The 19,838-nt window shown below is 71.6% G+C and carries 18 protein-coding genes and 1 pseudogene; 14 read left to right on the top strand and 5 right to left on the bottom strand.

Annotation, left to right across the window (positions count from 1 at the left end; all coding sequences use genetic code 11):
* Positions 1–96 precede the first annotated feature (96 nt).
* The 5 genes from I8N67_RS20845 (at position 97) to I8N67_RS20865 (ending at position 6,767) form a co-directional block, all read left to right on the top strand.
* Complete coding sequence (locus tag I8N67_RS20845; protein WP_200304679.1) at positions 97–1,905, top strand: methylmalonyl-CoA mutase family protein; 1,809 nt, start codon at positions 97–99, stop codon at positions 1,903–1,905.
* Positions 1,905–4,079, top strand: coding sequence for a methylmalonyl-CoA mutase (gene scpA, locus I8N67_RS20850; RefSeq protein WP_200304680.1), 2,175 nt, complete (start codon positions 1,905–1,907; stop codon positions 4,077–4,079). Before I8N67_RS20845 ends, scpA begins: the two co-directional genes overlap by 1 nt.
* Complete coding sequence (gene meaB / locus I8N67_RS20855; protein WP_200304681.1) at positions 4,076–5,056, top strand: methylmalonyl Co-A mutase-associated GTPase MeaB; 981 nt, start codon at positions 4,076–4,078, stop codon at positions 5,054–5,056. The genes scpA and meaB overlap by 4 nt, the downstream gene beginning before the upstream one ends.
* Positions 5,057–5,354: 298 nt before the next feature.
* The gene (locus tag I8N67_RS20860; RefSeq protein ID WP_200304682.1) at positions 5,355–5,912 is read left to right on the top strand and encodes a hypothetical protein; all 558 of its coding nucleotides are present in this window, start codon (positions 5,355–5,357) and stop codon (positions 5,910–5,912) included.
* A 174-nt stretch (positions 5,913–6,086) separates the two neighbouring features.
* Complete coding sequence (locus tag I8N67_RS20865) at positions 6,087–6,767, top strand: class F sortase (protein ID WP_200304683.1); 681 nt, start codon at positions 6,087–6,089, stop codon at positions 6,765–6,767.
* A 73-nt stretch (positions 6,768–6,840) separates the two neighbouring features.
* Here the strand turns inward: I8N67_RS20865 and I8N67_RS20870 are convergent, their stop codons facing one another.
* Positions 6,841–8,631: an FAD-binding dehydrogenase gene (locus I8N67_RS20870; RefSeq protein WP_200304699.1), complete on the bottom strand. Its 1,791-nt coding sequence runs from the start codon at positions 8,629–8,631 to the stop codon at positions 6,841–6,843.
* A gap of 229 nt (positions 8,632–8,860) precedes the next feature.
* Between I8N67_RS20870 and I8N67_RS20875 the strand changes: the two genes are divergently transcribed.
* A complete protein-coding gene (locus tag I8N67_RS20875) occupies positions 8,861–10,063 on the top strand; it encodes a PucR family transcriptional regulator (RefSeq protein WP_200304684.1) in 1,203 nt (400 codons plus the stop codon).
* Positions 10,064–10,231: 168 nt separating this feature from the next.
* Positions 10,232–11,056, top strand: a complete 825-nt coding sequence (locus I8N67_RS20880; protein WP_200304685.1) for a carbonic anhydrase — start codon at positions 10,232–10,234, stop codon at positions 11,054–11,056.
* 118 nt (positions 11,057–11,174) lie between these two features.
* Here the strand turns inward: I8N67_RS20880 and I8N67_RS44645 are convergent.
* Positions 11,175–11,361, bottom strand: a pseudogene (locus I8N67_RS44645) (DUF6299 family protein); the annotation flags it as partial.
* A gap of 351 nt (positions 11,362–11,712) precedes the next feature.
* Positions 11,713–12,000: a DUF6299 family protein gene (locus I8N67_RS20890; RefSeq protein ID WP_200304686.1), complete on the bottom strand. Its 288-nt coding sequence runs from the start codon at positions 11,998–12,000 to the stop codon at positions 11,713–11,715.
* A 278-nt stretch (positions 12,001–12,278) separates the two neighbouring features.
* Between I8N67_RS20890 and I8N67_RS20895 the strand changes: the two genes are divergently transcribed.
* Positions 12,279–12,467 carry a DUF5999 family protein gene (locus tag I8N67_RS20895; RefSeq protein ID WP_200304687.1) on the top strand — a complete coding sequence of 63 codons (189 nt, stop codon included), beginning with the start codon at positions 12,279–12,281 and terminating at the stop codon, positions 12,465–12,467.
* A 16-nt stretch (positions 12,468–12,483) separates the two neighbouring features.
* Here the strand turns inward: I8N67_RS20895 and I8N67_RS20900 are convergent, their stop codons facing one another.
* Positions 12,484–12,882 (bottom strand): RidA family protein, encoded by a 399-nt coding sequence (locus tag I8N67_RS20900; protein WP_200304688.1) that lies wholly within the window; start codon positions 12,880–12,882, stop codon positions 12,484–12,486.
* A complete protein-coding gene (locus I8N67_RS20905; protein ID WP_200304689.1) occupies positions 12,879–13,994 on the bottom strand; it encodes an acyl-CoA dehydrogenase family protein in 1,116 nt (371 codons plus the stop codon). The genes I8N67_RS20900 and I8N67_RS20905 overlap by 4 nt, the downstream gene beginning before the upstream one ends.
* Positions 13,995–14,141: 147 nt before the next feature.
* Between I8N67_RS20905 and I8N67_RS20910 the strand changes: the two genes are divergently transcribed.
* The 6 genes from I8N67_RS20910 (at position 14,142) to cysC (ending at position 19,832) form a co-directional block, all read left to right on the top strand.
* Positions 14,142–15,767, top strand: coding sequence for an AMP-binding protein (locus tag I8N67_RS20910; RefSeq protein ID WP_200304690.1), 1,626 nt, complete (start codon positions 14,142–14,144; stop codon positions 15,765–15,767).
* A 15-nt stretch (positions 15,768–15,782) separates the two neighbouring features.
* The gene (locus I8N67_RS20915; protein ID WP_200304691.1) at positions 15,783–16,628 is read left to right on the top strand and encodes a PaaX family transcriptional regulator; all 846 of its coding nucleotides are present in this window, start codon (positions 15,783–15,785) and stop codon (positions 16,626–16,628) included.
* A gap of 90 nt (positions 16,629–16,718) precedes the next feature.
* Positions 16,719–17,624: a sulfotransferase family protein gene (locus tag I8N67_RS20920; RefSeq protein WP_200304692.1), complete on the top strand. Its 906-nt coding sequence runs from the start codon at positions 16,719–16,721 to the stop codon at positions 17,622–17,624.
* Positions 17,624–18,040 carry a hypothetical protein gene (locus tag I8N67_RS20925; protein WP_234046011.1) on the top strand — a complete coding sequence of 139 codons (417 nt, stop codon included), beginning with the start codon at positions 17,624–17,626 and terminating at the stop codon, positions 18,038–18,040. The genes I8N67_RS20920 and I8N67_RS20925 overlap by 1 nt, the downstream gene beginning before the upstream one ends.
* Positions 18,037–19,284 carry a glycosyltransferase family 4 protein gene (locus I8N67_RS20930; protein ID WP_200304694.1) on the top strand — a complete coding sequence of 416 codons (1,248 nt, stop codon included), beginning with the start codon at positions 18,037–18,039 and terminating at the stop codon, positions 19,282–19,284. Before I8N67_RS20925 ends, I8N67_RS20930 begins: the two co-directional genes overlap by 4 nt.
* Positions 19,281–19,832 (top strand): adenylyl-sulfate kinase, encoded by a 552-nt coding sequence (gene cysC, locus I8N67_RS20935; RefSeq protein ID WP_200304695.1) that lies wholly within the window; start codon positions 19,281–19,283, stop codon positions 19,830–19,832. The genes I8N67_RS20930 and cysC overlap by 4 nt, the downstream gene beginning before the upstream one ends.
* Positions 19,833–19,838: the final 6 nt, after the last annotated feature.

Raw genomic sequence — 19,838 nt, forward strand, 5'->3', positions numbered from 1 at the left:
ACGTGACCCCCACACACATCAAGGTCACCCAGAGGAGTGCAAGGTCACAGCCGTGCCCTCTGCTGCTCCTTTGTGTCTCTGTCCTAGCATCCGAGCATGACGGTCCTGCCTGACGACGGGCTTGAGCTGGCCGCCGAGTTCCCTGACGCGACCCATGACCAGTGGCAGAGCCTCGTTGCGGGCGTACTGCGCAAGTCGGGCAAAGACGTCGAGGGTGCTCAGGCCGAGGAAGCCCTGTCCACCGCGCTGGAGGACGGGCTGCGCACCCGACCTCTTTACACCGCGCACGACACCGCGCCCCCGCCGGGTCACCCCGGGTTCGCGCCCTTCGTACGAGGAGGCCGGGCCACGGGCAACACCGTCGGCGGCTGGGACGTACGGCAACGGCACACGGCGGCGGACGGCGCCGCCGTGCTGGCCGACCTGGAGAACGGCGTCACCTCCCTGTGGCTGCTGCTCGGCGAGGACGGCATCCCCGTGTCGTCGCTCGGCCAGGTCCTCGACGGCGTCTACCTCGACCTCGCGCCGGTCGTCCTGGACGCGGGCACCGAGGTCGGGCCCGCCGCGCGGGAGTTGCTGCGGCTGTACGCGGAGCGAGGCGTGGCCAAGGAGGCGGCGCGCGGCAACTTCGGCGCCGACCCGCTCGGCCACGAGGCCCGCACCGGACAGACTTACGACTTCGCTCCGCTCACCGCGCTGGCGCGGCTGTGCGCCGAGGAGTACCCGGGGCTGCGGGCCCTGACCGTGGACGCGCTGCCGTATCACGAGGCGGGCGGCTCGGCGGCCCAGGAGCTGGGCAGCTCGCTGGCGACCGGCGTGGCGTATCTGCGGGAGCTGACCGAGGCGGGGCTCGACGCCGAACAGGCCTGTGGGCAGCTGGAGTTCCGGTACGCGGCGACCGCCGACCAGTTCCTGACGATCGCCAAGCTGCGCGCCGCGCGCCGGCTGTGGGCCCGGGTCGCCGAGGTGTGCGGGGTGCCCGCCGCGGGTGCGCAGACGCAGCACGCGGTGACCTCACCGGTGATGATGACGCGCCGCGACCCGTGGGTGAACATGCTGCGCACGACCATCGCCACGCTGGCCGCCGGGGCGGGCGGCGCCGACTCCGTCACCGTGCTGCCCTTCGACCACACGCTCGGGCTGCCGGACGCGTTCGCCCGGCGTATCGCCCGCAACACCTCGACGATCCTCATCGAGGAGTCCCATCTGTCCCGGGTGACCGACCCGGCCGGCGGCTCCTGGTACGTGGAACGGCTCACGGACGAACTCGCCCACGTGGGCTGGGAGTTCTTCCAGGAGATCGAACGCGCGGGCGGCCAGGCCGCCGCGCTGCGCTCCGGCTCTGTACGGGAGCGGCTCGCCGAGACCTGGGCGGCCCGCAGCGCGAAGCTCGCCAAGCGGCGCGAACCCATCACCGGCGTCAGCGAGTTCCCGCACCTGGCCGAGAAGCCGGTGGTCCGCGAGCCCGCTCCCGAGCCGCCGTCCGGCGGTCTCCCCCGCGTCCGCCGCGACGAGGCGTACGAGGCGTTGCGGTCCCGCTCGGACGCCCACCTGGCGGCGACCGGCGCCCGGCCCCGGATCTTCCTGGCCGCGATCGGCCCCGCCGCCGCCCACACCGCCCGTACGACCTTCGCCGCCAACCTCTTCCAGGCGGGCGGCGTCGAGCCGGTCACCGAGGGCACGTTCGAGGAGAGCGGGGCGAGCGAGGTCTGTCTGTGCTCCAGCGACGCGCTCTACGAGGAGCAGGCGGAGTCGGTGACCGCGCGGCTGCGGGCCTCCGGCGCCTCGCGGGTGTTCCTCGCCGGCCGTCCGGGGCAGTACGCCGGTGTCGACTCGTACGTCTTCGCGGGCTGCGACGCCGTGGCCGTGCTGTCCGCGACCCTCGACCGCATGGGAGTGTCCTGATGGGAATCCCCGACTTCTCCGGGATCGAGCTGGGCGCCCCGTCCGTCGACGGCGGCGCCGACGAGTGGCGTACGGCGGTGAAGAAGGCGGCCGGCGGTGACGACCTGCTGTGGGAGACCCCGGAGGGCATCCCGGTCAAGCCGCTCTACACCGGCCAGGATCTGGAGGGCCTCGACTTCCTGGGCACCTACCCGGGCATCGCCCCGTATCTGCGCGGCCCGTACCCCACGATGTACGTCAACCAGCCCTGGACGATCCGCCAGTACGCGGGCTTCTCCACCGCCGAGGAGTCCAACGCGTTCTACCGGCGCAACCTGGCGGCCGGTCAGAAGGGCCTGTCCGTCGCCTTCGACCTGCCCACCCACCGCGGCTACGACAGCGACCACCCGCGGGTGACCGGTGACGTCGGCATGGCGGGCGTGGCGATCGACTCGATCCTCGACATGCGCCAGCTCTTCGACGGCATCCCGCTCGACAGGATGACCGTGTCGATGACGATGAACGGCGCCGTGCTGCCCGTGCTCGCGCTCTACATCGTGGCGGCCGAGGAGCAGGGTGTGCCGGCGGAGAAGCTGGCGGGGACCATCCAGAACGACATCCTCAAGGAGTTCATGGTCCGCAACACCTACATCTATCCGCCGAAGCCGTCGATGCGGATCATCTCCGACATCTTCGCCTTCACCTCGCAGCGGATGCCCCGCTACAACTCCATCTCGATCTCCGGCTATCACATCCAGGAGGCGGGCGCGACGGCCGATCTGGAGCTGGCGTACACGCTCGCGGACGGCGTGGAGTACCTCCGGGCGGGCCGGGAGGCGGGCCTGGACGTGGACGCGTTCGCGCCCCGCCTGTCGTTCTTCTGGGCGATCGGCATGAACTTCTTCATGGAGGTCGCCAAGCTGCGGGCGGCCCGCCTGCTGTGGGCGAAGCTGGTCAAGCAGTTCGACCCGAAGAACTCCAAGTCCCTTTCCCTGCGCACCCATTCGCAGACCTCGGGCTGGTCGCTGACCGCGCAGGACGTCTTCAACAACGTGACCCGTACGTGTGTGGAGGCGATGGCGGCGACCCAGGGCCACACCCAGTCGCTGCACACCAACGCCCTCGACGAGGCCCTCGCCCTGCCCACCGACTTCTCCGCGCGCATCGCCCGCAACACCCAGCTGCTCATCCAGCAGGAGTCCGGTACCACCCGGGTCATCGACCCGTGGGGTGGCAGCGCGTACGTCGAGAAGCTGACGTACGACCTCGCCCGCCGCGCCTGGCAGCACATCCAGGAGGTCGAGGCCGCCGGTGGCATGGCCCAGGCCATCGACGCCGGCATCCCGAAGCTGCGCGTGGAGGAGGCCGCGGCCCGCACCCAGGCCCGTATCGACTCCGGGCGCCAGCCGGTGATCGGGGTGAACAAGTACCGGGTCGAGACCGACGAGGCGATCGACGTCCTGAAGGTCGACAACTCCTCGGTCCGCACCCAGCAGATCGAGAAACTGCGGCGGCTGCGCGCCGAGCGGGACGAAACCGAGTGCCGGGCCGCGCTCGACGCGCTCACCCGGGCCGCCGGCGGCGAGGGCAACCTGCTGGAGCTGGCGGTGAACGCGGCCCGCGCCAAGGCCACGGTCGGCGAGATCTCCGACGCGTTGGAGAAGGTGTACGGCCGGCACGCGAGCCAGATCCGTACGATCTCCGGGGTGTACCGCAACGAAGCAGGCGAGTCCCCGTCCGTCGAGCGCACCCGTTCCCTGGTGGACGCCTTCGCCGAGGCCGAGGGGCGCCGCCCGCGCATCCTTGTCGCCAAGATGGGCCAGGACGGCCACGACCGGGGCCAGAAGGTCATCGCCACCGCCTTCGCCGACCTCGGCTTCGACGTGGACGTCGGCCCGCTGTTCCAGACCCCGGGCGAGGTGGCCCGGCAGGCCGTCGAGGCGGACGTGCACATCGTCGGGGTGTCGTCGCTGGCGGCCGGGCACCTCACCCTCGTCCCGGCGTTGCGTGAGCAGCTCGCCGAGGAGGGGCGCGAGGACATCATGATCGTGGTCGGCGGGGTCATCCCGCCGCAGGACGTGCCCACGCTCCTGGAGATGGGTGCGGCGGCCGTGTTCCCGCCCGGGACGGTGATCCCTGACGCGGCGCACGACCTGGTGAAGCGGTTGTCGGGCGGCCTCGGGCACGACCTGTGACCGATGTCGACACCTATGTGAAGGGGGTGCTCGACGGGAAGCGCGCGGTCGTCGCGCGCGCCATCACCCTCGTCGAGTCCACCCGGCCCCAGCACCGGGCACTGGCCCAGGAGCTGCTGACCGAGCTGCTGCCGCACAGCGGCCGGGCCAGGCGGATCGGGATCAGCGGGGTACCGGGCGTCGGCAAGTCCACGTTCATCGACGCGTTCGGCACGCTGCTGACCTCGCTCGGGCACCGGGTGGCGGTGCTGGCGGTGGACCCGTCGTCGAGCCGTACGGGTGGCTCGATCCTCGGCGACAAGACCCGTATGGAGCGGCTGGCCGTCGACCCGGCGGCCTTCGTACGGCCCTCCCCGACCGCCGGGACGCTGGGCGGGGTCGCCAAGGCCACCCGCGAGTCGATCGTGGTGATGGAGGCGGCCGGCTACGACGTCGTCCTGGTGGAGACGGTCGGCGTCGGCCAGTCCGAGACGGCCGTCGCGAACATGGTCGACTCCTTCCTCCTCCTCACCCTCGCCCGCACCGGCGACCAGTTGCAGGGCATCAAGAAGGGCGTCCTGGAACTGGCCGACGTCCTCGCCGTCAACAAGGCGGACGGCCCCCACGAACGCGACGCCCGCACGGCGGCCCGCGAGCTGGCGGGCGCCCTGCGGCTGATGCACCCGGTGGACGCGGCCTGGACACCCCCGGTCCTCAGCTGCAGCGCCCGCGAGTCCACCGGCCTGGACGCCGTCTGGGAACGCCTCGAACAGCACCGCACCCTGCTCGACTCCACCGGCCGCCTCGCCGCCAAGCGCCGCGACCAGCAGGTCGACTGGACCTGGACCATGGTCCACGACGAACTCCTGCGCCGCCTGCACGCCGACCCGGCGGTACGGTCCCTCGCTCCCGACCTCGAACAGCGGGTCAGGCAGGGCGAGTTGACGGCCACGCTGGCCGCCGAGCGCATCCTGAAGGCGTTCGGGGACTCCGCCTAGGCAAACCGGGGCCTGTCCCTCGCCGGGCCCTGTCGGTGATGCCTCGGAGAGCGGGCGGTCGCCGGCTTGGCGTGGTGAGCCGCCGCACGGCCACATCGGGCCGTCTGACCAGCGGAAACCCCCTCGGAGGGCCGACCGTCCACCCCGGTGCGCCGCGGGCCCCGGAAGACGGGGTTCACCCGGCTGAGCGCCTTGAGTGGTGGTGGAGCCGGATCCGACTGACGGTGGATCACGTCGGGGTCGGGTCAAGTCAGCTGACGAAGCGCCAGCTGCCCGGCTTTGGCGGAAGGACCATCAGATGCGCTCTGCTCGCATGCTCTTCGCTACCGCGGCGGCCACCGCCGTACTCGCCATCACCGCACCCGGCGCCTACGCCGGGGACGAGGGGGACCACGAGGACAATGGCTACAGCAAGGAGCACGACAAGGACAGCAGCCACGACGGGCCGCGTGGCGGGGTTCACACGGGTGGCGGTGCGCTGACCGCCACGACCGCCGAGGACGAGTGGAACTCCGAGCGGGCCACGAAGCAGGAGCCGGACACCTTCAAGGAGCGCGAGCACGAGAAGGAGTCCTGGAAGGACGACCACGGCAAGCAGGAGGACCCCGAGGGCTACAAGGACCGGGGGCACGACAACGACTCATGGAAGGACGACCACGAGAAGGGGTACGGGAAGGACGACCACGGCAAGGACTCCTGGAAGGACGAGCACGACAAGCCGCACGGTGGTGTGCACACCGGTGGCGGCGCGCTCGCCTCGCCCGCGGTGACCGCGGGCGGGCTGGCCGTCCTGGCGGTGGCCGGTACGGGCGCGTACGCCCTGCGCCGCAAGAAGACCGCCGGAAGCATGGCCTGAGCCATGCCGGACGACATAGGTGACATAGGCGACATACCTGACGCCACAGCAGCCGCGGCCGCCACACCGTGTGTCGTGTGGCGGCCCGGCCGGCTTTTCGCCCGTCCTCCGCCCCCACCCTCCCCACCCTTTCGAACGTCCGTTCAGCTGCCGTGCCTAGTGAGGTGGTGTCCGATGGCAGCCCATCCCCCGTTCCCCGGCGGCACCGGTCCGGTGCCGACCCGCCGTGGCACCCGCGTCAATCTGATCGTGCTGTGTGCCGTGGCCCTGCTGATCCTGGCGGTGAACGTGTTCGGCGGCGCGGACTCCCCGTCCGACGCCTCCCGCCCGTCGCACGCCCGGCACGCCCCGCAGGCCGCCCACGCCTCCGACTCCCCCGCCCCGCGCCCGCTGGGACGGCATCTGCCCCGGTCGAGACCGGTCCGCCTGCTCATCCCGGAGATCCGGGTGAGCGCCCCGTTCACGCCGCTCGCCATCGGCCGTTCCGGGGAGCTCGAAGCCCCGCCCGCCGCCGATGTCAACCTCGTCGGCTGGCACGCCAAGGGCGCGTCCCCCGGCGAGACGGGCACCTCGATCATCGCCGGGCACGTCGACACGGCGACCTCGCCCGCCGTCTTCGCGGAGCTCAGCGAGCTGAAGAAGGGTGACGTCTTCCACGTCGTACGCGCCGACCGGCGCAAGGCCACCTTCGTGGTCGACACCGTGGAGACCTTCGAGAAGGACGACTTCCCCGACAAGCGGGTGTACGCCGACACCCGCCGGGCCGAGGTCCGGCTCATCACCTGCGCGGGCGACTACGACCGTACGGCCAAGGACTACACGGAGAACCTGGTGGTCTTCGGCCATCTGACGTGACCTGAGTGAGGGCCGGGCGGTGGGGGGTGCGTGCCCCCACCGCCCGGCGTCACTCAGGTCATGGGGCCGGCGCTCAGCTTCCCGTCGCCTCCGCCGCCGCCTTGCCCGACTGGCGTCCCGAGAAGAGGCAGCCGCCGAGGAAGGTGCCCTCCAGGGAGCGGTAGCCGTGGACTCCGCCGCCGCCGAAGCCGGCCACCTCACCGGCCGCGTAGAGGCCGGGAACGGGGTCGCCGGAGGCGTCGAGGACCCGGCCGGAGAGGTCGGTCTGGAGGCCGCCGAGGGTCTTGCGGGTGAGGATGTTGAGGCGTACCGCGATCAGCGGATGGGCGCTCGTGTCCATGATCTTGTGGGCGGAGGCCGTGCGGCTGATCGAGTCGCCGGGATAGCTGAGGGCGTTACGGATGCCCATGACCTGGACGTCCTTGGTGTACGGGTTGTCGATCTCGCGGTCCCGGGCGTCGATCTGCCGCTTCAGTTCGGCGAATTCGATCAGGTTGTCGCCCGTCAGGTCGTTCATGCCCGTGACGAGGTCGGCCAGGTTCGACGCCACGACGAAGTCGGCGCCGTTCTCCTTGAACTTCTCGATCGGCTCCGGGGTCTGCCAGATGCGCGAGAGCAGCATCCAGATGTTCTTCTCGGTGAGGTCCGGGTTCTGCTCGGAGCCGGAGAGCGCGAACTCCTTCGCGAGGATCTTCTGCGTCGTCACGAACCACGAGTAGTCGTACCCGGTGTCGGTGATCGACTTGAGGGTGTGGAGGGTGTCGTAGCCCGGGATGTCGGGGGTGTTGAAGCGTTTGCCCGTGGCGTCGAACCACATGGAGGACGGGCCGGGCAGGATGCGGATGCCGTGATCGGGCCAGATCGGGTTCCAGTTCTTCAGGCCCTCGGTGTAGTGCCACATCCGGTCGGGGTTGACGATCCGGCCGCCCGCCTTCTCGGTGATCGCGAGCATCCGGCCGTCCACATGCGCCGGCACACCGGTGATCATGGACTTGGGCGGGGTGCCGAGCCGGGCGGGCCAGTTCGCCCGGACCAGGTCGTGGTCGGCGCCGATGCCGCCGGAGGTGACGACGACCACCGGGGCCTTCAGTTCGAACGAGCCGACGACCGTACGGGAGCTGGGCTTGCCGCGTGCGACGCCGCTCGGCTCCAGGATCGCGCCCTGTACGCCGGTGACGGCGCCGTTGGTGGTGACGAGGCCGTCGACGCGGTGGCGGAACTTGAAGGTGACGTTCCCGGCCGAGACCGCCGCCCGCACCTTCTTCTCGAACGGCTCGACCACGGCCGGGCCGGTCCCCCAGGTGACGTGGAAGCGGGGCACCGAGTTGCCGTGTCCGTCGGCGAGACCGCCGCCGCGCTCGGCCCAGCCGACGATCGGGAACCACTGCATGCCGAGGCCGGCGAGCCAGGACCGCTTCTCCCCGGAGGCGAAGTCGACGTACGCCTCGGCCCATTTGTACGCCCAGTAGTCCTGGCCGTAGGGGTCCTCGGTGCCCCGGTCGAAGCCGGCCGTGCCCAGCCAGTCCTGCCAGGCCAGTTCCTGGGAGTCCTTGATGCCCATCAGCCGCTGTTCGTCGGAGTCCACGAGGAAGAGCCCGCCGAAGGACCAGAAGGCCTGGCCCCCGAGGCTCGCCTCCGGTTCCTGGTCGAGCAGCAGCACCTTGCGGCCCGCCGCCGCGAGTTCGGCGGTGGCGACCAGACCGGCGAGGCCATGGCCGACCACGATCGCGTCCGCGTCGTACGACGTGCCGGCGGCGAAGGCCGGGACGGCCTGCGCGGCGAGAGCGGCTCCGGCGAGTACGCCACTGGCCGTCGTCAGGACACTGCGGCGGCTGATCCCGTCCGGGGAAGCGGAGTTCTCCATGGAAATGGGCACGGGCGTGAACCTTCCGGGGGAGGGACAGGAAGTACGCGTGGGACGGGGGCTGTTCCTGCGACACCAGCACTGTTACCGTCGGTAGCCCTCAAGGAAACCAGGTCGTCCCAACCGTGGGGTAGTGGCTGGGGATCAACACATCGCCCGCTTCGTTGTGGCCCGGCGACAGCGCCGGGGACGGAACGGAGCGGGTGGGGACGGGACGGGAGAAGTGCCCATGACGGTCGTCCACGAGCGCGAACCGGTCACCGGGGTCCTGCGGGCCATGGCCGCCGACACCGATGTGTGCGAGGACCTCGTCCGCGCGGCGCGCAGCCGCTCGCCCGAGCTGGCCCGGCTCGGCGAGGCGGAGACCCTCTCCCACGTCACCGCGCTGATCGGCGCGGCCCAGGCGTGGGCCGGCACGCTCGGCCGGGTCGAGGAACACGACTTCGCGGCCGCCCTGCTGCTCGGCGCCGACCGCGCGACCCAGGGCGTCCCGATGACCGCCGTGCTGCGCGGCGTCCAGTCCGCCCTCACCCGGGTCGTCGAGATCACCGTCGAACGCTGCCGCTCCGCCGGCGTCACCGACGCGGCGCTGCTCACCGTCGTACTGCGCCTGAAGGAGTACGGCGACGCCGTGGAGCGGCATGTCGTGAACGGCTGTCGCGCCGCCGAGTCGGGGGCCCCGCGCGGGGCGGGCGAGAGCCGGGCGCGGCTGCTGCGGCGGCTGCTGACCGGGGGCGACGACTCGCGCCCGCCGTCCCGCGAGGAGCTGGCGCGGGCCGGTGTGCGCCCTGACGGGCGGTACCACTGTCTCGTGGCGGACACCGGCGACCCCGCGCGCGCCCGCGCGCTCACCGCCCGGCTCTCCACGCTGCCCGGGGTCTTCGGCGTGGTCGACGACCGTCCGGTGGGGCTGTGTCCGCGGCTGCCGGGGAGCGAGGAGCTGGCGGAGTCGGGCGGGGACGGTGTCGCCCTGGTCGTGGCGTCGCCCGCCGTGACCCCTGAGCGGCTCCGGCCGCTGTACCGGCTGTGCGTGCGGGGGCTGGAGGTCGGTGGCCGGCGGGGGCTGCGCGGGCTGCGGGAAGTCACCGAGCTCGCCGGTGAGATCGCCATGGCGGACCACCCGGTGCTGGGCGCGGCCCTGAGCGACCGGTTCCTCGGCGGGCTCGATCCGGCGGACGACTTCCACCGCCAACTCGCGCTCACCGCACTGGCGTTCCTCGACAGCGGCCGCCGGCTGGACCGGACCGCGACGGCCCTGTTCACCCACCCCAACACCGTCCGCTACCGCCTGGGCCGGCTGCACCACATCACCGGCACGTCCCTCACCGACGGTTCGCTCGACGGCCCTTCGGGGACGCCGGCCACCCTGCACTGGTGGTGGGCGCTGACGACGTGGCTGGACAGGGGCGCGGAAAGCGCTTGTGGACCGTAGCCGCGGAGCCCCTGCCGGACCGTAAGAGAACAGCAGGCGACGAGCTGACCAAAGGCTCTTCTACCAGTGGCCAAGAACGATTCAAGGACCGGCCATGATTCCTCCACGCTCGTCCAAGATTCCGCATCTTGAACGTTTGAACGTTTAGCCGGACGTACGTTCCTGCCCGTGAACTCTGACGCAACACCAGACACAGGCGACGGCGCCGCGGCGACCGCCACCGCCGACGGTCCGATATCCCACGGGAAGCCCCGCGCCCGGCGCAACGTGCTGCGCGCCGCGCTGGCCGGCACCGCCGTCCTCGGCGGCGGCATCGCCGTCGGCGCCCTCCCCGCGGACGCCGAGACCGTCTCCGGCTCGACCAGCGCCACGCCCTCCCCCTCCCCCTCCCCCTCCGCCACCGAGCGGCCGGGCACGCCCGAAGAGGCGCTGACGGAGCTGTCGAAGGGCAACCGACGCTGGCGCACCCTCCACGAGCAGCACCCCCACGAGGGCGCCGCGGTCCGCCAGGACCTGACGACCAGTCAGCATCCGTTCGCCCTCATCCTCGGCTGCATCGACTCCCGGGTCCCCCCGGAGCTGGTCTTCGACCAGGGCCTCGGTGACCTGATGACCGTGCGCAGCGCGGGCGAGGTGCTGGACGAGGCGGTGCTCGGCAGCGTCGCGTACGGCGTGCTCGAACTGGACATCCCGCTGGTCGTGGTGCTCGGTCACCAGTCCTGCGGAGCGGTGAAGGCCGCGGTTTCGGCGGACGAGACGGGCGAGGAACTGCCCGCCCACATCCAGTACATCGCCGACGCGATCATCCCGACCATCGACCACAGCGTCGAGGGTGACGCCCGGATCGCCGCGACCATCGACGCGAACGTCCGGCTGGTCCGCTCCAAGCTGGCGGCCGAGCCGGACCTCGCCGCCAAGGTGAAGGCGGGCGAGGTGGCCATCGTCGGCGCCCGCTACGACCTGACGACGCAGCGCGTGCACCTGCTCAAGTAGGCCTGCCTGGCAAGGGGAAGGCGGCCCCGGTGGACGGTGTCCGCCTGGGCCGCCTTCGCGTCGCCGCGCCTCGGGCCGTTGCTCGGCCCACGGCTCAGCTCTCGACCCAGCGCTCGACTCAGCGCTCGACGAGGGTGATGACCTGCTGCCGTACCGCGTGGAACCTGGGCAGGGGCAGGCCGCTGCCGGACAGTTCCGTGACGGTGGCCTCCACCCGGGCCGGGCCGGTAGCGGCCGGGCTCCGCCTTGTCCGTGTTGGTCCAGGTGTGCTCGGCGCCGTCGCAGACCGCCGATGTGCCGCCCACCGTTCCTTTGGACTGAGCGGGAGTGAGCCCGATCAGCCGCACGCCCCGAACGGTCTTGGGCGCTCCCCCACTGCCTTAAGGGCGTGGGAGGTACCCCCAGGTCCCCGGCGTACTCGACCCCGGGGCGGCGACACGGATCCTGTCTGTGGTCCGGGCCCGGGAGGCCGGTTCCCTGCACGATCCGGCCAAGTGGGTACGGCCAGAGGCGGCGGGGAGGCCTTGAACCATCACGCTGGTGGAGCAGGGGCCCCGCACGCCGGCACCGTATCCGGCGTCCCAGATCGCACAGCCACGCCAACCCGGACGGCCCAGGGTGCCGCAAGCCCGCAAGCCGACCATCACACGATCGAGCTAAAACGACCTTATGCGCGCTCCTCGACGAGCAGTTGCCACCCCCTCGCGGACCCTGCTGTCGCCCCGGCTGAGCGAGGACGAGACGAAGGTGGGGCCGTTGCCGCCGAGGCAGCGGTAGGTGCCGGACAGCGAGAGGGCGCCGTCCGGCGCGACGTGTCCGGTGGAGTCGATCGTCACCGTCTCGAACGGCTCGGTCGTGGCACCGGCGGACGGAGTGGCGCAGAACAGGAGCAGCGCGGCACCGACGGCCGCGCCGACGGCCTGCGGAACACGGGAACCGGACAACGGATCACCTCCTTGAGCTGGGGCTCCAGAGGTACCGGCCGCGCCCGCCCCGTCCGGTGATCATCACCCCTTCGTCGGCGCGTCGGTTCCGCCACCCTTCGTAGGACCAGCCACCACATCCGCCCCTGGGCCCACGGTCATGTCCGCGTCGTGTCACAACACGTCCGGGTGCTGTCACGTCTCGCCGGGACGGCTTGGCGATGTGTTCCGGGCTGGGCATGGTCTGTAGTGCGAGGCGGTGACGAGCCGCCGGCACTCATCCGACACGGAGGTGCGCCATGTGTTCCCACCAGCCCTTGTGCCCGTCGGCCGCCAGCACGGACCGCGACGCCGCGCACATCGTCGCCTTCCACCCCGAGCAGGGCTGGACCCTGCTGTGCGACGGGGCGATCGTCTTCGACGACACCGGTGAGCTGCTGCCCGACGGCAGTGTCGTCGCCCCGCACCGTCTGACCACCGCCGCCTGATCCCCGTCCGGCACGGCTACGGCAGGACCGCGAAGCCGTCGAGTTCCACCAGGGCCCGCTCGTCCCAGAGCCGTACGATCCCGATCACCGCCATCGCGGGATAGTCCCGCCCCGCCAGCCGCCGCCAGATCCGCCCGAGTCGGGGCGCGTGAGCGCGGTAGTCGGCGACATCCGTGGTGTAGACCGTGACGCGGGCGAGGTCGGCCGGTGTGCCGCCGGCGGCCACCAGGGCGGTCAGCAGATTGCCGAGCGCCCGCTCGAACTGCTCCTCCAGCGTCTCCCCCACGACCTTGCCGTCCGCGTCGAGCGCGGTCTGGCCCGCCAGGAAGACGACCCGGGTGCCGGTGGCGACCACGGCGTGCGAGAAGCCGGTGGGCGGCGACAGCTCGGCCGGGTTGACGCGCTCCGCACTCATCGGGCGTACAACTCCTTCGCGATGACGGCCCGTTGGACCTCGCTCGCCCCCTCGTAGATGCGCGGCGCCCGCACCTCCCGGTAGAGGTGCTCGAGCAGATGACCGCGCCGCAGCGCCCGCGCCCCGTGCAGTTGTACGGCCGCGTCCACGACGTACTGCGCGGTCTCCGTGGCCAGCAGCTTCGCCATCGCGGCCCGTGCCGGCACGTCCGGGGCGCCGGCATCGTACGCGGTCGCCGCCGCGTAGACCATGAGCCGTGCCGCCTCCGTGCGCATCGCCATCTCGGCGACCTGGTGGGCGACGGTCTGCAGATCGCTCAGTCTGCCGCCGAACGCCTCTCGCCCGGCGGTGTGGGCGAGCGTGGCGTCCAGGGCGGCCTCGGCCATGCCGACGGCGAAGGCGCCGACGCTCGGGCGGAAGAGGTTGAGGGTGGCCATGGCGACGCGGAAGCCCCGGTCGGGTGCGCCGAGGACGTCGTCGGCGGTGACGGGTACGGCGTCGAGGTCGAGGGCGCCGATGGGGTGCGGGGAGAGCAGGTCGAGCGGGGTGCCGGTGAGGCCGGGGCGGTCGGCGGGGACCAGGAAGGCGGTCACGCCTCGGGCGCCCGCGTCGGAGGTGGTGCGGGCGAAGACCGTGTAGAAATCGGCCTCGGGGGCGTTGGAGATCCAGCACTTCTCGCCGGTCAGCCGCCAGCGTCCGGTGCCGTCGGGTTCCGCGCGCAGGGAGAGGGCCGCCGCGTCCGAGCCCGCCCCCGGCTCGCTGAGCGCGAAGGCCGCCACCGCGTCGCCGTCACTCACCCGGGGGAGCCAGCGGGTCCGCTGCGCCTTGGTGCCGTGGGCGTGGACCGGGTGGGCGCCCAGACCCTGGAGGGCCAGCGCCGTCTCGGCCTCCGTGCAGGCGTAGGCCAGTGACTCGCGCATCAGACAGAGGTCGAGCGCGCCCGACGTGAACAGCCGGGAGAGCAGTCCCAGCCGGCCCAGCTCGGCGACGAGCGGGCGGTTGACGTGACCGGACTCGCCCTTCTCGGCGAGGGGCCGCAGGCGTTCGGCCGCCAGGGCGCGCAGTTCGGCACGCCAGGCGAGTTGTGCCGGTTCGAGCGAGAATGCGGTCATTGCCGGTCCCCTCTCCCCCTCATCGGGCCACCGCCTGAGGTTATCGCGAAGTGTTGACTGCCGTCACCAAGGCGATACGCTCGCCCATGCGAGCCCACCACGACATGCGAGCCCGGTCCGGCAGGGACCAAGCAGGGGGCGAACGTCATGAAATCCAGGGTCACCGCTCACCTCGACACCTTCGCCCGTGACCACCTCCCGCCGCCGGACCAGTGGCCCGAGCTCACCTTCGACCTGCCCGGCCTGCACTATCCGGACCGGCTGAACGCCGCCGCCGAGCTGCTCGACGGGGCCGACCCCGCCCGGCCCGTCTTCCACACCCCCGCCGGGGACACCTGGACGTACGGCGAACTCCGCGCCCGGGTCGACCGCGTCGCCCACGCGCTGACGTCCACGCTCGGCGTGGTGCCCGGCAACCGGGTTCTGCTGCGCGGGCCGACCACGCCCTGGCTGGCCGCGTGCTGGCTGGCGGTGCTGAAGGCGGGGGCGGTCGCGGTGACGGTGCTGGCGCAGCAGCGGCCGCAGGAGCTGGCGACGGTCTGCGAGCTGGCGCGGGTGTCGCACGCGCTGTGCGACGTCCGGTCCGTGGACGACCTCACGAAGGCGGACGTCCCGGGGCTCAGGATCACCACGTACGGCACGGACGGGCCCGACGGCCTGCTGGGGCCGAATGGTGCGCGGGGCCCGTACGAGGCGGTCGGCACGGCGGCCGACGACGTTGCGCTGATCGCGTTCACCTCCGGTACGACGGGGCGGCCCAAGGGGTGTGTGCACTTCCACCGGGATGTGCTGGCGATCGCGGACACCTTCTCGGAGCATGTGCTGCGGCCCCGGGCGGACGATGTGTTCGCCGGGTCTCCCCCGCTCGGCTTCACCTTCGGGCTCGGCGGTCTCGTCGTCTTCCCGATGCGGGCGGGGGCCAGTGCCCTGCTGCTCGAACAGTCGGGCCCGAGGCAGTTACTGCCGGCGATCGCCGAGCACGGCGTGTCGGTGCTCTTCACCGCGCCGACCGCGTACCGGGCGATGCTGGGGGAGCTGAACGGGGCGGCCGGGGCGGCCGGGTCTGCCGGGTACGACGTCTCGTCGCTGCGGCGGTGTGTGTCGGCGGGCGAGAACCTGCCTGCGGCCACCTGGCGGGCCTGGCACGAGCGGACCGGGCTGCGGATCATCAACGGCATCGGGGCGACCGAGCTGCTGCACATCTTCATCTCCGCCGCCGACGAGGGCATCCGGCCGGGGACGACGGGGGTGCCCGTACCGGGGTGGCACGCGCGCGTGCAGGACGCCGACGGGGTGCCGGTGCCCGACGGGGAGCAGGGGCTGCTCGCCGTACGCGGGCCGGTGGGGTGCCGCTATCTGGCGGATCCACGGCAGCGGGAGTACGTGCGGGGCGGCTGGAACGTCACGGGTGACACCTATGTCCGTGAGCCGGACGGGTACTTCCGCTATGTCGCGCGCGCCGACGACATGATCATCTCGGCCGGTTACAACATCGCGGGCCCCGAGGTCGAGGACGCCCTGCTGCGTCATCCGGACGTGGTGGAGGCGGCGGTGGTGGGGCGGCCGGACGAAGCGCGCGGGCAGGTCGTCGTCGCGTATGTGGTCACCGGTGAGGGAGCCGCCCGGGACGGCGAGGCGCTGCGCGCGTTCGTCAAGGCGGAGCTGGCGCCGTACAAGTGTCCGCGCGAGATCGTGTTCCTGGACGCGCTGCCGCGCACGGCGACCGGGAAACTTCAGCGGTTCCGTCTGCGCACCCTTGGTGACCAGCAGTGATGCCGAAGACCTAAAATGATCAACGTGTCCGAACAGCACGCACCACGTTCGCTCATCGTCACCTTCTACGGCGCGTACGGCCGTTCGGTGCCGGGTCCCGTGCCCGTCTCCGAGCTGATCCGGCTGCTCGCCGCGGTCGGTGTCGACGCGCCCTCCGTCCGCTCCTCGGTGTCCCGGCTGAAACGGCGCGGCCTGCTGCTGCCGGCCCGCACGGCGGGAGGCGCGGCCGGGTACGCGTTGTCGCGGGACGCGCGGCAGCTGCTCGACGACGGCGACCGGCGGATCTACGCGACGGCTCCCGAGCAGGACGAGGGCTGGGTGCTGGCCGTGTTCTCCGTGCCGGAGTCGGAGCGGCAGAAGCGGCACGTGCTGCGCTCCCGGCTGGCCGGACTCGGCTTCGGCACGGCCGCCCCAGGGGTGTGGATCGCGCCGGCCCGACTGTACGAGGAGACCCGGCACACGCTGACCCGGCTGCGGCTCGACCCGTACGTGGACCTGTTCCGGGGTGAGCACCTGGGGTTCGCGGCGACCGCCGAGGCGGTGGCGCGCTGGTGGGACCTGGCCGGGATCGCCAAGCAGCACGAGGCGTTCCTCGACCGGCACGCGCCCGTGCTGCACGACTGGGAGCGGCGCGCCGAGACCCCGCCGGAGGAGGCGTACCGGGACTGCCTGCTGGCCCTGGACTCCTGGCGCCATCTGCCGTACGCGGACCCGGGGCTGCCCGCCGCGCTGCTGCCGGCGGACTGGCCGGGGGTGCGCTCGGCGGCCGTGTTCGGGGCGCTGCACGAGCGGCTGCGGACGGCGGGCGCGGTGTTCGTGGGCGTGGGGAGCGATGGATCAGACACCGAGGGTGAGCTCTGAAACGTAAAGTTCGTAACAATTCTGCTCGCTAAGGGAACCCTCAGGTTTCTGCTTCAATCTTCTTAGGATCTTTACTTACTATCCTGACGCATGAGCCTCATGCGCAACCTGAACCGTGCACTCACCGCGACCACCGGTCTGCAAGTACGCAAGGCCGTCCCGGCGGCGTCCGCGGCGGCCGCCGCGCCCAAGGCCACGGCGCCGAAGCCGGTCGCGAAGAAGCCCACGGCGGTGTACCGATGTCCGGCCCCCGACGACCTGGCCACGGACCGGTTGCTGAGGCAGCCGGTCTTCATCATGTCGCCGGTGCGCTCGGGCTCCACGTTGCTCCGCATGCTGCTCAACGCGCACTCGCGGCTGCACTCCCCGCACGAGCTGCACATACGCCGCCTGGAGGTCGGCTACGGCAGCAAGCTGTCGCAGAAGGCGATGAGCGCGCTCGACCTGGAGCGCGGTGACCTGGAGCATCTGCTGTGGGACCGGGTCATGCACCGGGAGCTGGTGAAGTCGGGCAAGGACTTCGTCGTCGAGAAGACCCCGAGCAACGCCTTCGTCCACGAGCGCATCCGGGACTGCTGGCCGGACGCCCGCTTCGTCTTCCTGCTGCGCCACCCGGTCTCCATCGCCCAGTCGTGGCACGAGGGCGACCCCGACAAGCGCACCTACGACGAGGCCGCCGCCGACGCCCTGCGCTACATGAAGGCCGTCGACAAGGCCCGCGAGGGACTCCCGGACGGGCACACCGTGCGCTACGAGGACATCACCGCCGACCCGGAGAAGGAGATGCGGCGGCTGTGCCTGTTCCTCGGCCTCGACTTCGAGCCGGCCATGCTCGACTACGGCAGGAAGGACGACGCCCAGGTCGTCAAGGGACTCGGCGACTGGCGCGACAAGATCAAGACCGGTCAGGTGCAGGCCGGGCGGGCGCTGCCCACCGAGGACGACATCACCGAACTCCTGCGGCCCATGTGCCGGGCGTGGGGCTACGGCAAGTGATGCGGGGCAAGCCTCACGCGGAGATAACCGAGGTCTGGCCGCGTGACGGGCACATCCGGCTCGTCGGACGCATCCACGGGCACCCGGCGGACGGCGTGTGGCGGCTGGTCCTCACCCGCCGCGCCCGGGCCGGCCGCCGGTTGAGCTACGCCGCCGAGGTCAAGGGCGACCGCTTCGAGAGCGCGCTGCCCGTCGCCGACCTCGCCGCGGCCGACTACGCCCCCGTCGAGGAGTGGGACATCCATCTCACCGACGGCGAGGTCGAACTGCGCGCCGGCAAGCACCTCGACGACGTGCGCGGCAAGAAGAAGATCTTCGTGTATCCGGAGCAGCGCATCGGGAACCTCAGCGTGCGCCCCTACTACACGATCAAGGACAACCTGTCTCTGGAGTGCCGTACGGGAGGCACCGCATGACCGACCGTCAGCCCCGACCGCTGCCCCACGTCCGCTATCTGCTGCTGCACGCGTACGGCCGGGGCGGCACCATCCGTACGGTGATGAACCAGGCCAACTCCCTTGTGGCGGCGGGCTGGAGCGTGGAGATCGTCACCGCGGTACGCCGCCGGGACGACATCCAGTTCCCGCTCGACGACCGGGTGAAGGTCTCCACGGTCGTCGACATGCGCGAGGGCGCCTACACCCCGCCGTCCGGCCTGGTCGCCCGCTGGCGCGACCGCAAGCGCGGCGACCTCCTCGAGGCACCCGCCCGGTACATCCCGAAGGGCGAGTTCGGCTACCGCTACTTCAACCGGTACGTCGAGGATCGACTCATCGCGTACATGCGGTCGTTGACCAGCGGCATCCTGGTGACCACCCGGCCCGCGCTGAACTTCCTCTCCGCCGAGCACGCCACCGGTGGGGTGGTCCGGATCGCCCAGGAGCACATGAACCTCGGCACCCACAAGCGTGATGTGCAGCAGCGCATCCAGGAGACGTACCCGCGCTTCGCCACGGTCGCCGTACTCACCGAGCGCGACCGCGACGAGTACGCCGAACTCCTCCCCGGCACCCGCGTCATCCGCATCCCCAACGCCGTGCACTCCCTCGACCAGGTCCCCGCCGACCCCACGTCGAAGATCGCGGTGGCGGCCGGCCGGCTCTTCCCGCAGAAGGGCTTCGACATGCTGATCCCGGCCTGGGCGAAGCTCGTCGAGACGTACCCCGACTGGCAGTTGAGAATTTACGGCAGCGGCGAGAAGAAGTCGGAACTTCGCAACCTGATCGAAGAACACCATCTCTACAATCACGTCTTCCTCATGGGACACACCGACCGCTTGGACGACGAACTCGCCAAGGCCTCCTTCTACGTGCTCAGTTCACGGTTCGAGGGACTGCCGATGGTGATGATCGAGGCGATGAGCCACGCCCTGCCCGTGGTGAGCTTCGACTGCCCGACCGGCCCCTCGGACGTACTGACGCACGGCGTCGACGGGCTGCTGGTCGCCCCCGAGGACCCCGACGCGCTCGCCGACGCCATGGCCAAGCTGATGGCCGACGAGGTGCTGCGCGCCGACATGGGCGTGGCCGCGGTCCTCACGGCCGCCTCGTACGGCCCGGACGCCGTCCACCACCGCTGGGAATCCCTCTTCACCTCCCTCCACGAGCAACGGCACGGCGCCACCGCTGCCGCCGTCGCCACGAAAGGAACGCACGCATGACCACCTCGTCCAGGGCTCAGGGAGCCACGGTCTGGCTCACCGGACTGCCGAGCGCGGGCAAGACCACGATCGCCCGCATCCTCGCCGGTCGGCTGCGGTCCGAGGGGCACCGGGTGGAGGTCCTCGACGGTGACGAGATCCGCCGCTTCCTCTCCGCCGGCCTCGGCTTCTCCCGCGAGGACCGCAACACCAATGTGCAGCGCATCGGCCTGGTCGCCGAGGTCCTCGCCCGCAACGGCGTCCTGTCCATCGTGCCCGTCATCGCGCCGTACGCCGACAGCCGCGAGGCCGTCCGCAAGCGCCACGACGCGAGCGGCACCCCGTATGTCGAGGTGCATGTCGCCACCCCCGTCGCGGTGTGCAGCGAGCGCGACGTGAAGGGCCTGTACGCCCGTCAGGCCGCCGGCCAGCTCAAGGGCCTGACCGGTGTCGACGACCCGTACGAGCCGCCGGCCGATCCGGCGCTCGCGCTCGCGACGCAGGACCAGACGCCCGAGGAGTCGGCCGGGTCCGTGTACGCGCTGCTGGCGGAGCGGGGCCTCGTATGACCGTCC

This window comes from Streptomyces adelaidensis, from assembly GCF_016598475.1.
GTDB lineage: Bacteria > Actinomycetota > Actinomycetes > Streptomycetales > Streptomycetaceae > Streptomyces > Streptomyces adelaidensis.

What these genes read in the sequence shown, in the direction of transcription:
- I8N67_RS20845 (WP_200304679.1), top strand. Translation starts at nt 97, where the DNA reads ATGACGGTCCTGCCTGACGACGGGCTTGAGCTGGCCGCCGAGTTCCCT.
- scpA (WP_200304680.1), top strand. Translation starts at nt 1,905, where the DNA reads ATGGGAATCCCCGACTTCTCCGGGATCGAGCTGGGCGCCCCGTCCGTC.
- I8N67_RS20860 (WP_200304682.1), top strand. Translation starts at nt 5,355, where the DNA reads ATGCGCTCTGCTCGCATGCTCTTCGCTACCGCGGCGGCCACCGCCGTA.
- I8N67_RS20865 (WP_200304683.1), top strand. Translation starts at nt 6,087, where the DNA reads ATGGCAGCCCATCCCCCGTTCCCCGGCGGCACCGGTCCGGTGCCGACC.
- I8N67_RS20870 (WP_200304699.1), bottom strand. Translation starts at nt 8,631, where the DNA reads ATGGAGAACTCCGCTTCCCCGGACGGGATCAGCCGCCGCAGTGTCCTG.
- I8N67_RS20875 (WP_200304684.1), top strand. Translation starts at nt 8,861, where the DNA reads ATGACGGTCGTCCACGAGCGCGAACCGGTCACCGGGGTCCTGCGGGCC.
- I8N67_RS20895 (WP_200304687.1), top strand. Translation starts at nt 12,279, where the DNA reads ATGTGTTCCCACCAGCCCTTGTGCCCGTCGGCCGCCAGCACGGACCGC.
- I8N67_RS20900 (WP_200304688.1), bottom strand. Translation starts at nt 12,882, where the DNA reads ATGAGTGCGGAGCGCGTCAACCCGGCCGAGCTGTCGCCGCCCACCGGC.
- I8N67_RS20905 (WP_200304689.1), bottom strand. Translation starts at nt 13,994, where the DNA reads ATGACCGCATTCTCGCTCGAACCGGCACAACTCGCCTGGCGTGCCGAA.
- I8N67_RS20910 (WP_200304690.1), top strand. Translation starts at nt 14,142, where the DNA reads ATGAAATCCAGGGTCACCGCTCACCTCGACACCTTCGCCCGTGACCAC.
- I8N67_RS20915 (WP_200304691.1), top strand. Translation starts at nt 15,783, where the DNA reads ATGATCAACGTGTCCGAACAGCACGCACCACGTTCGCTCATCGTCACC.
- I8N67_RS20920 (WP_200304692.1), top strand. Translation starts at nt 16,719, where the DNA reads ATGAGCCTCATGCGCAACCTGAACCGTGCACTCACCGCGACCACCGGT.
- I8N67_RS20925 (WP_234046011.1), top strand. Translation starts at nt 17,624, where the DNA reads ATGCGGGGCAAGCCTCACGCGGAGATAACCGAGGTCTGGCCGCGTGAC.
- I8N67_RS20930 (WP_200304694.1), top strand. Translation starts at nt 18,037, where the DNA reads ATGACCGACCGTCAGCCCCGACCGCTGCCCCACGTCCGCTATCTGCTG.
- cysC (WP_200304695.1), top strand. Translation starts at nt 19,281, where the DNA reads ATGACCACCTCGTCCAGGGCTCAGGGAGCCACGGTCTGGCTCACCGGA.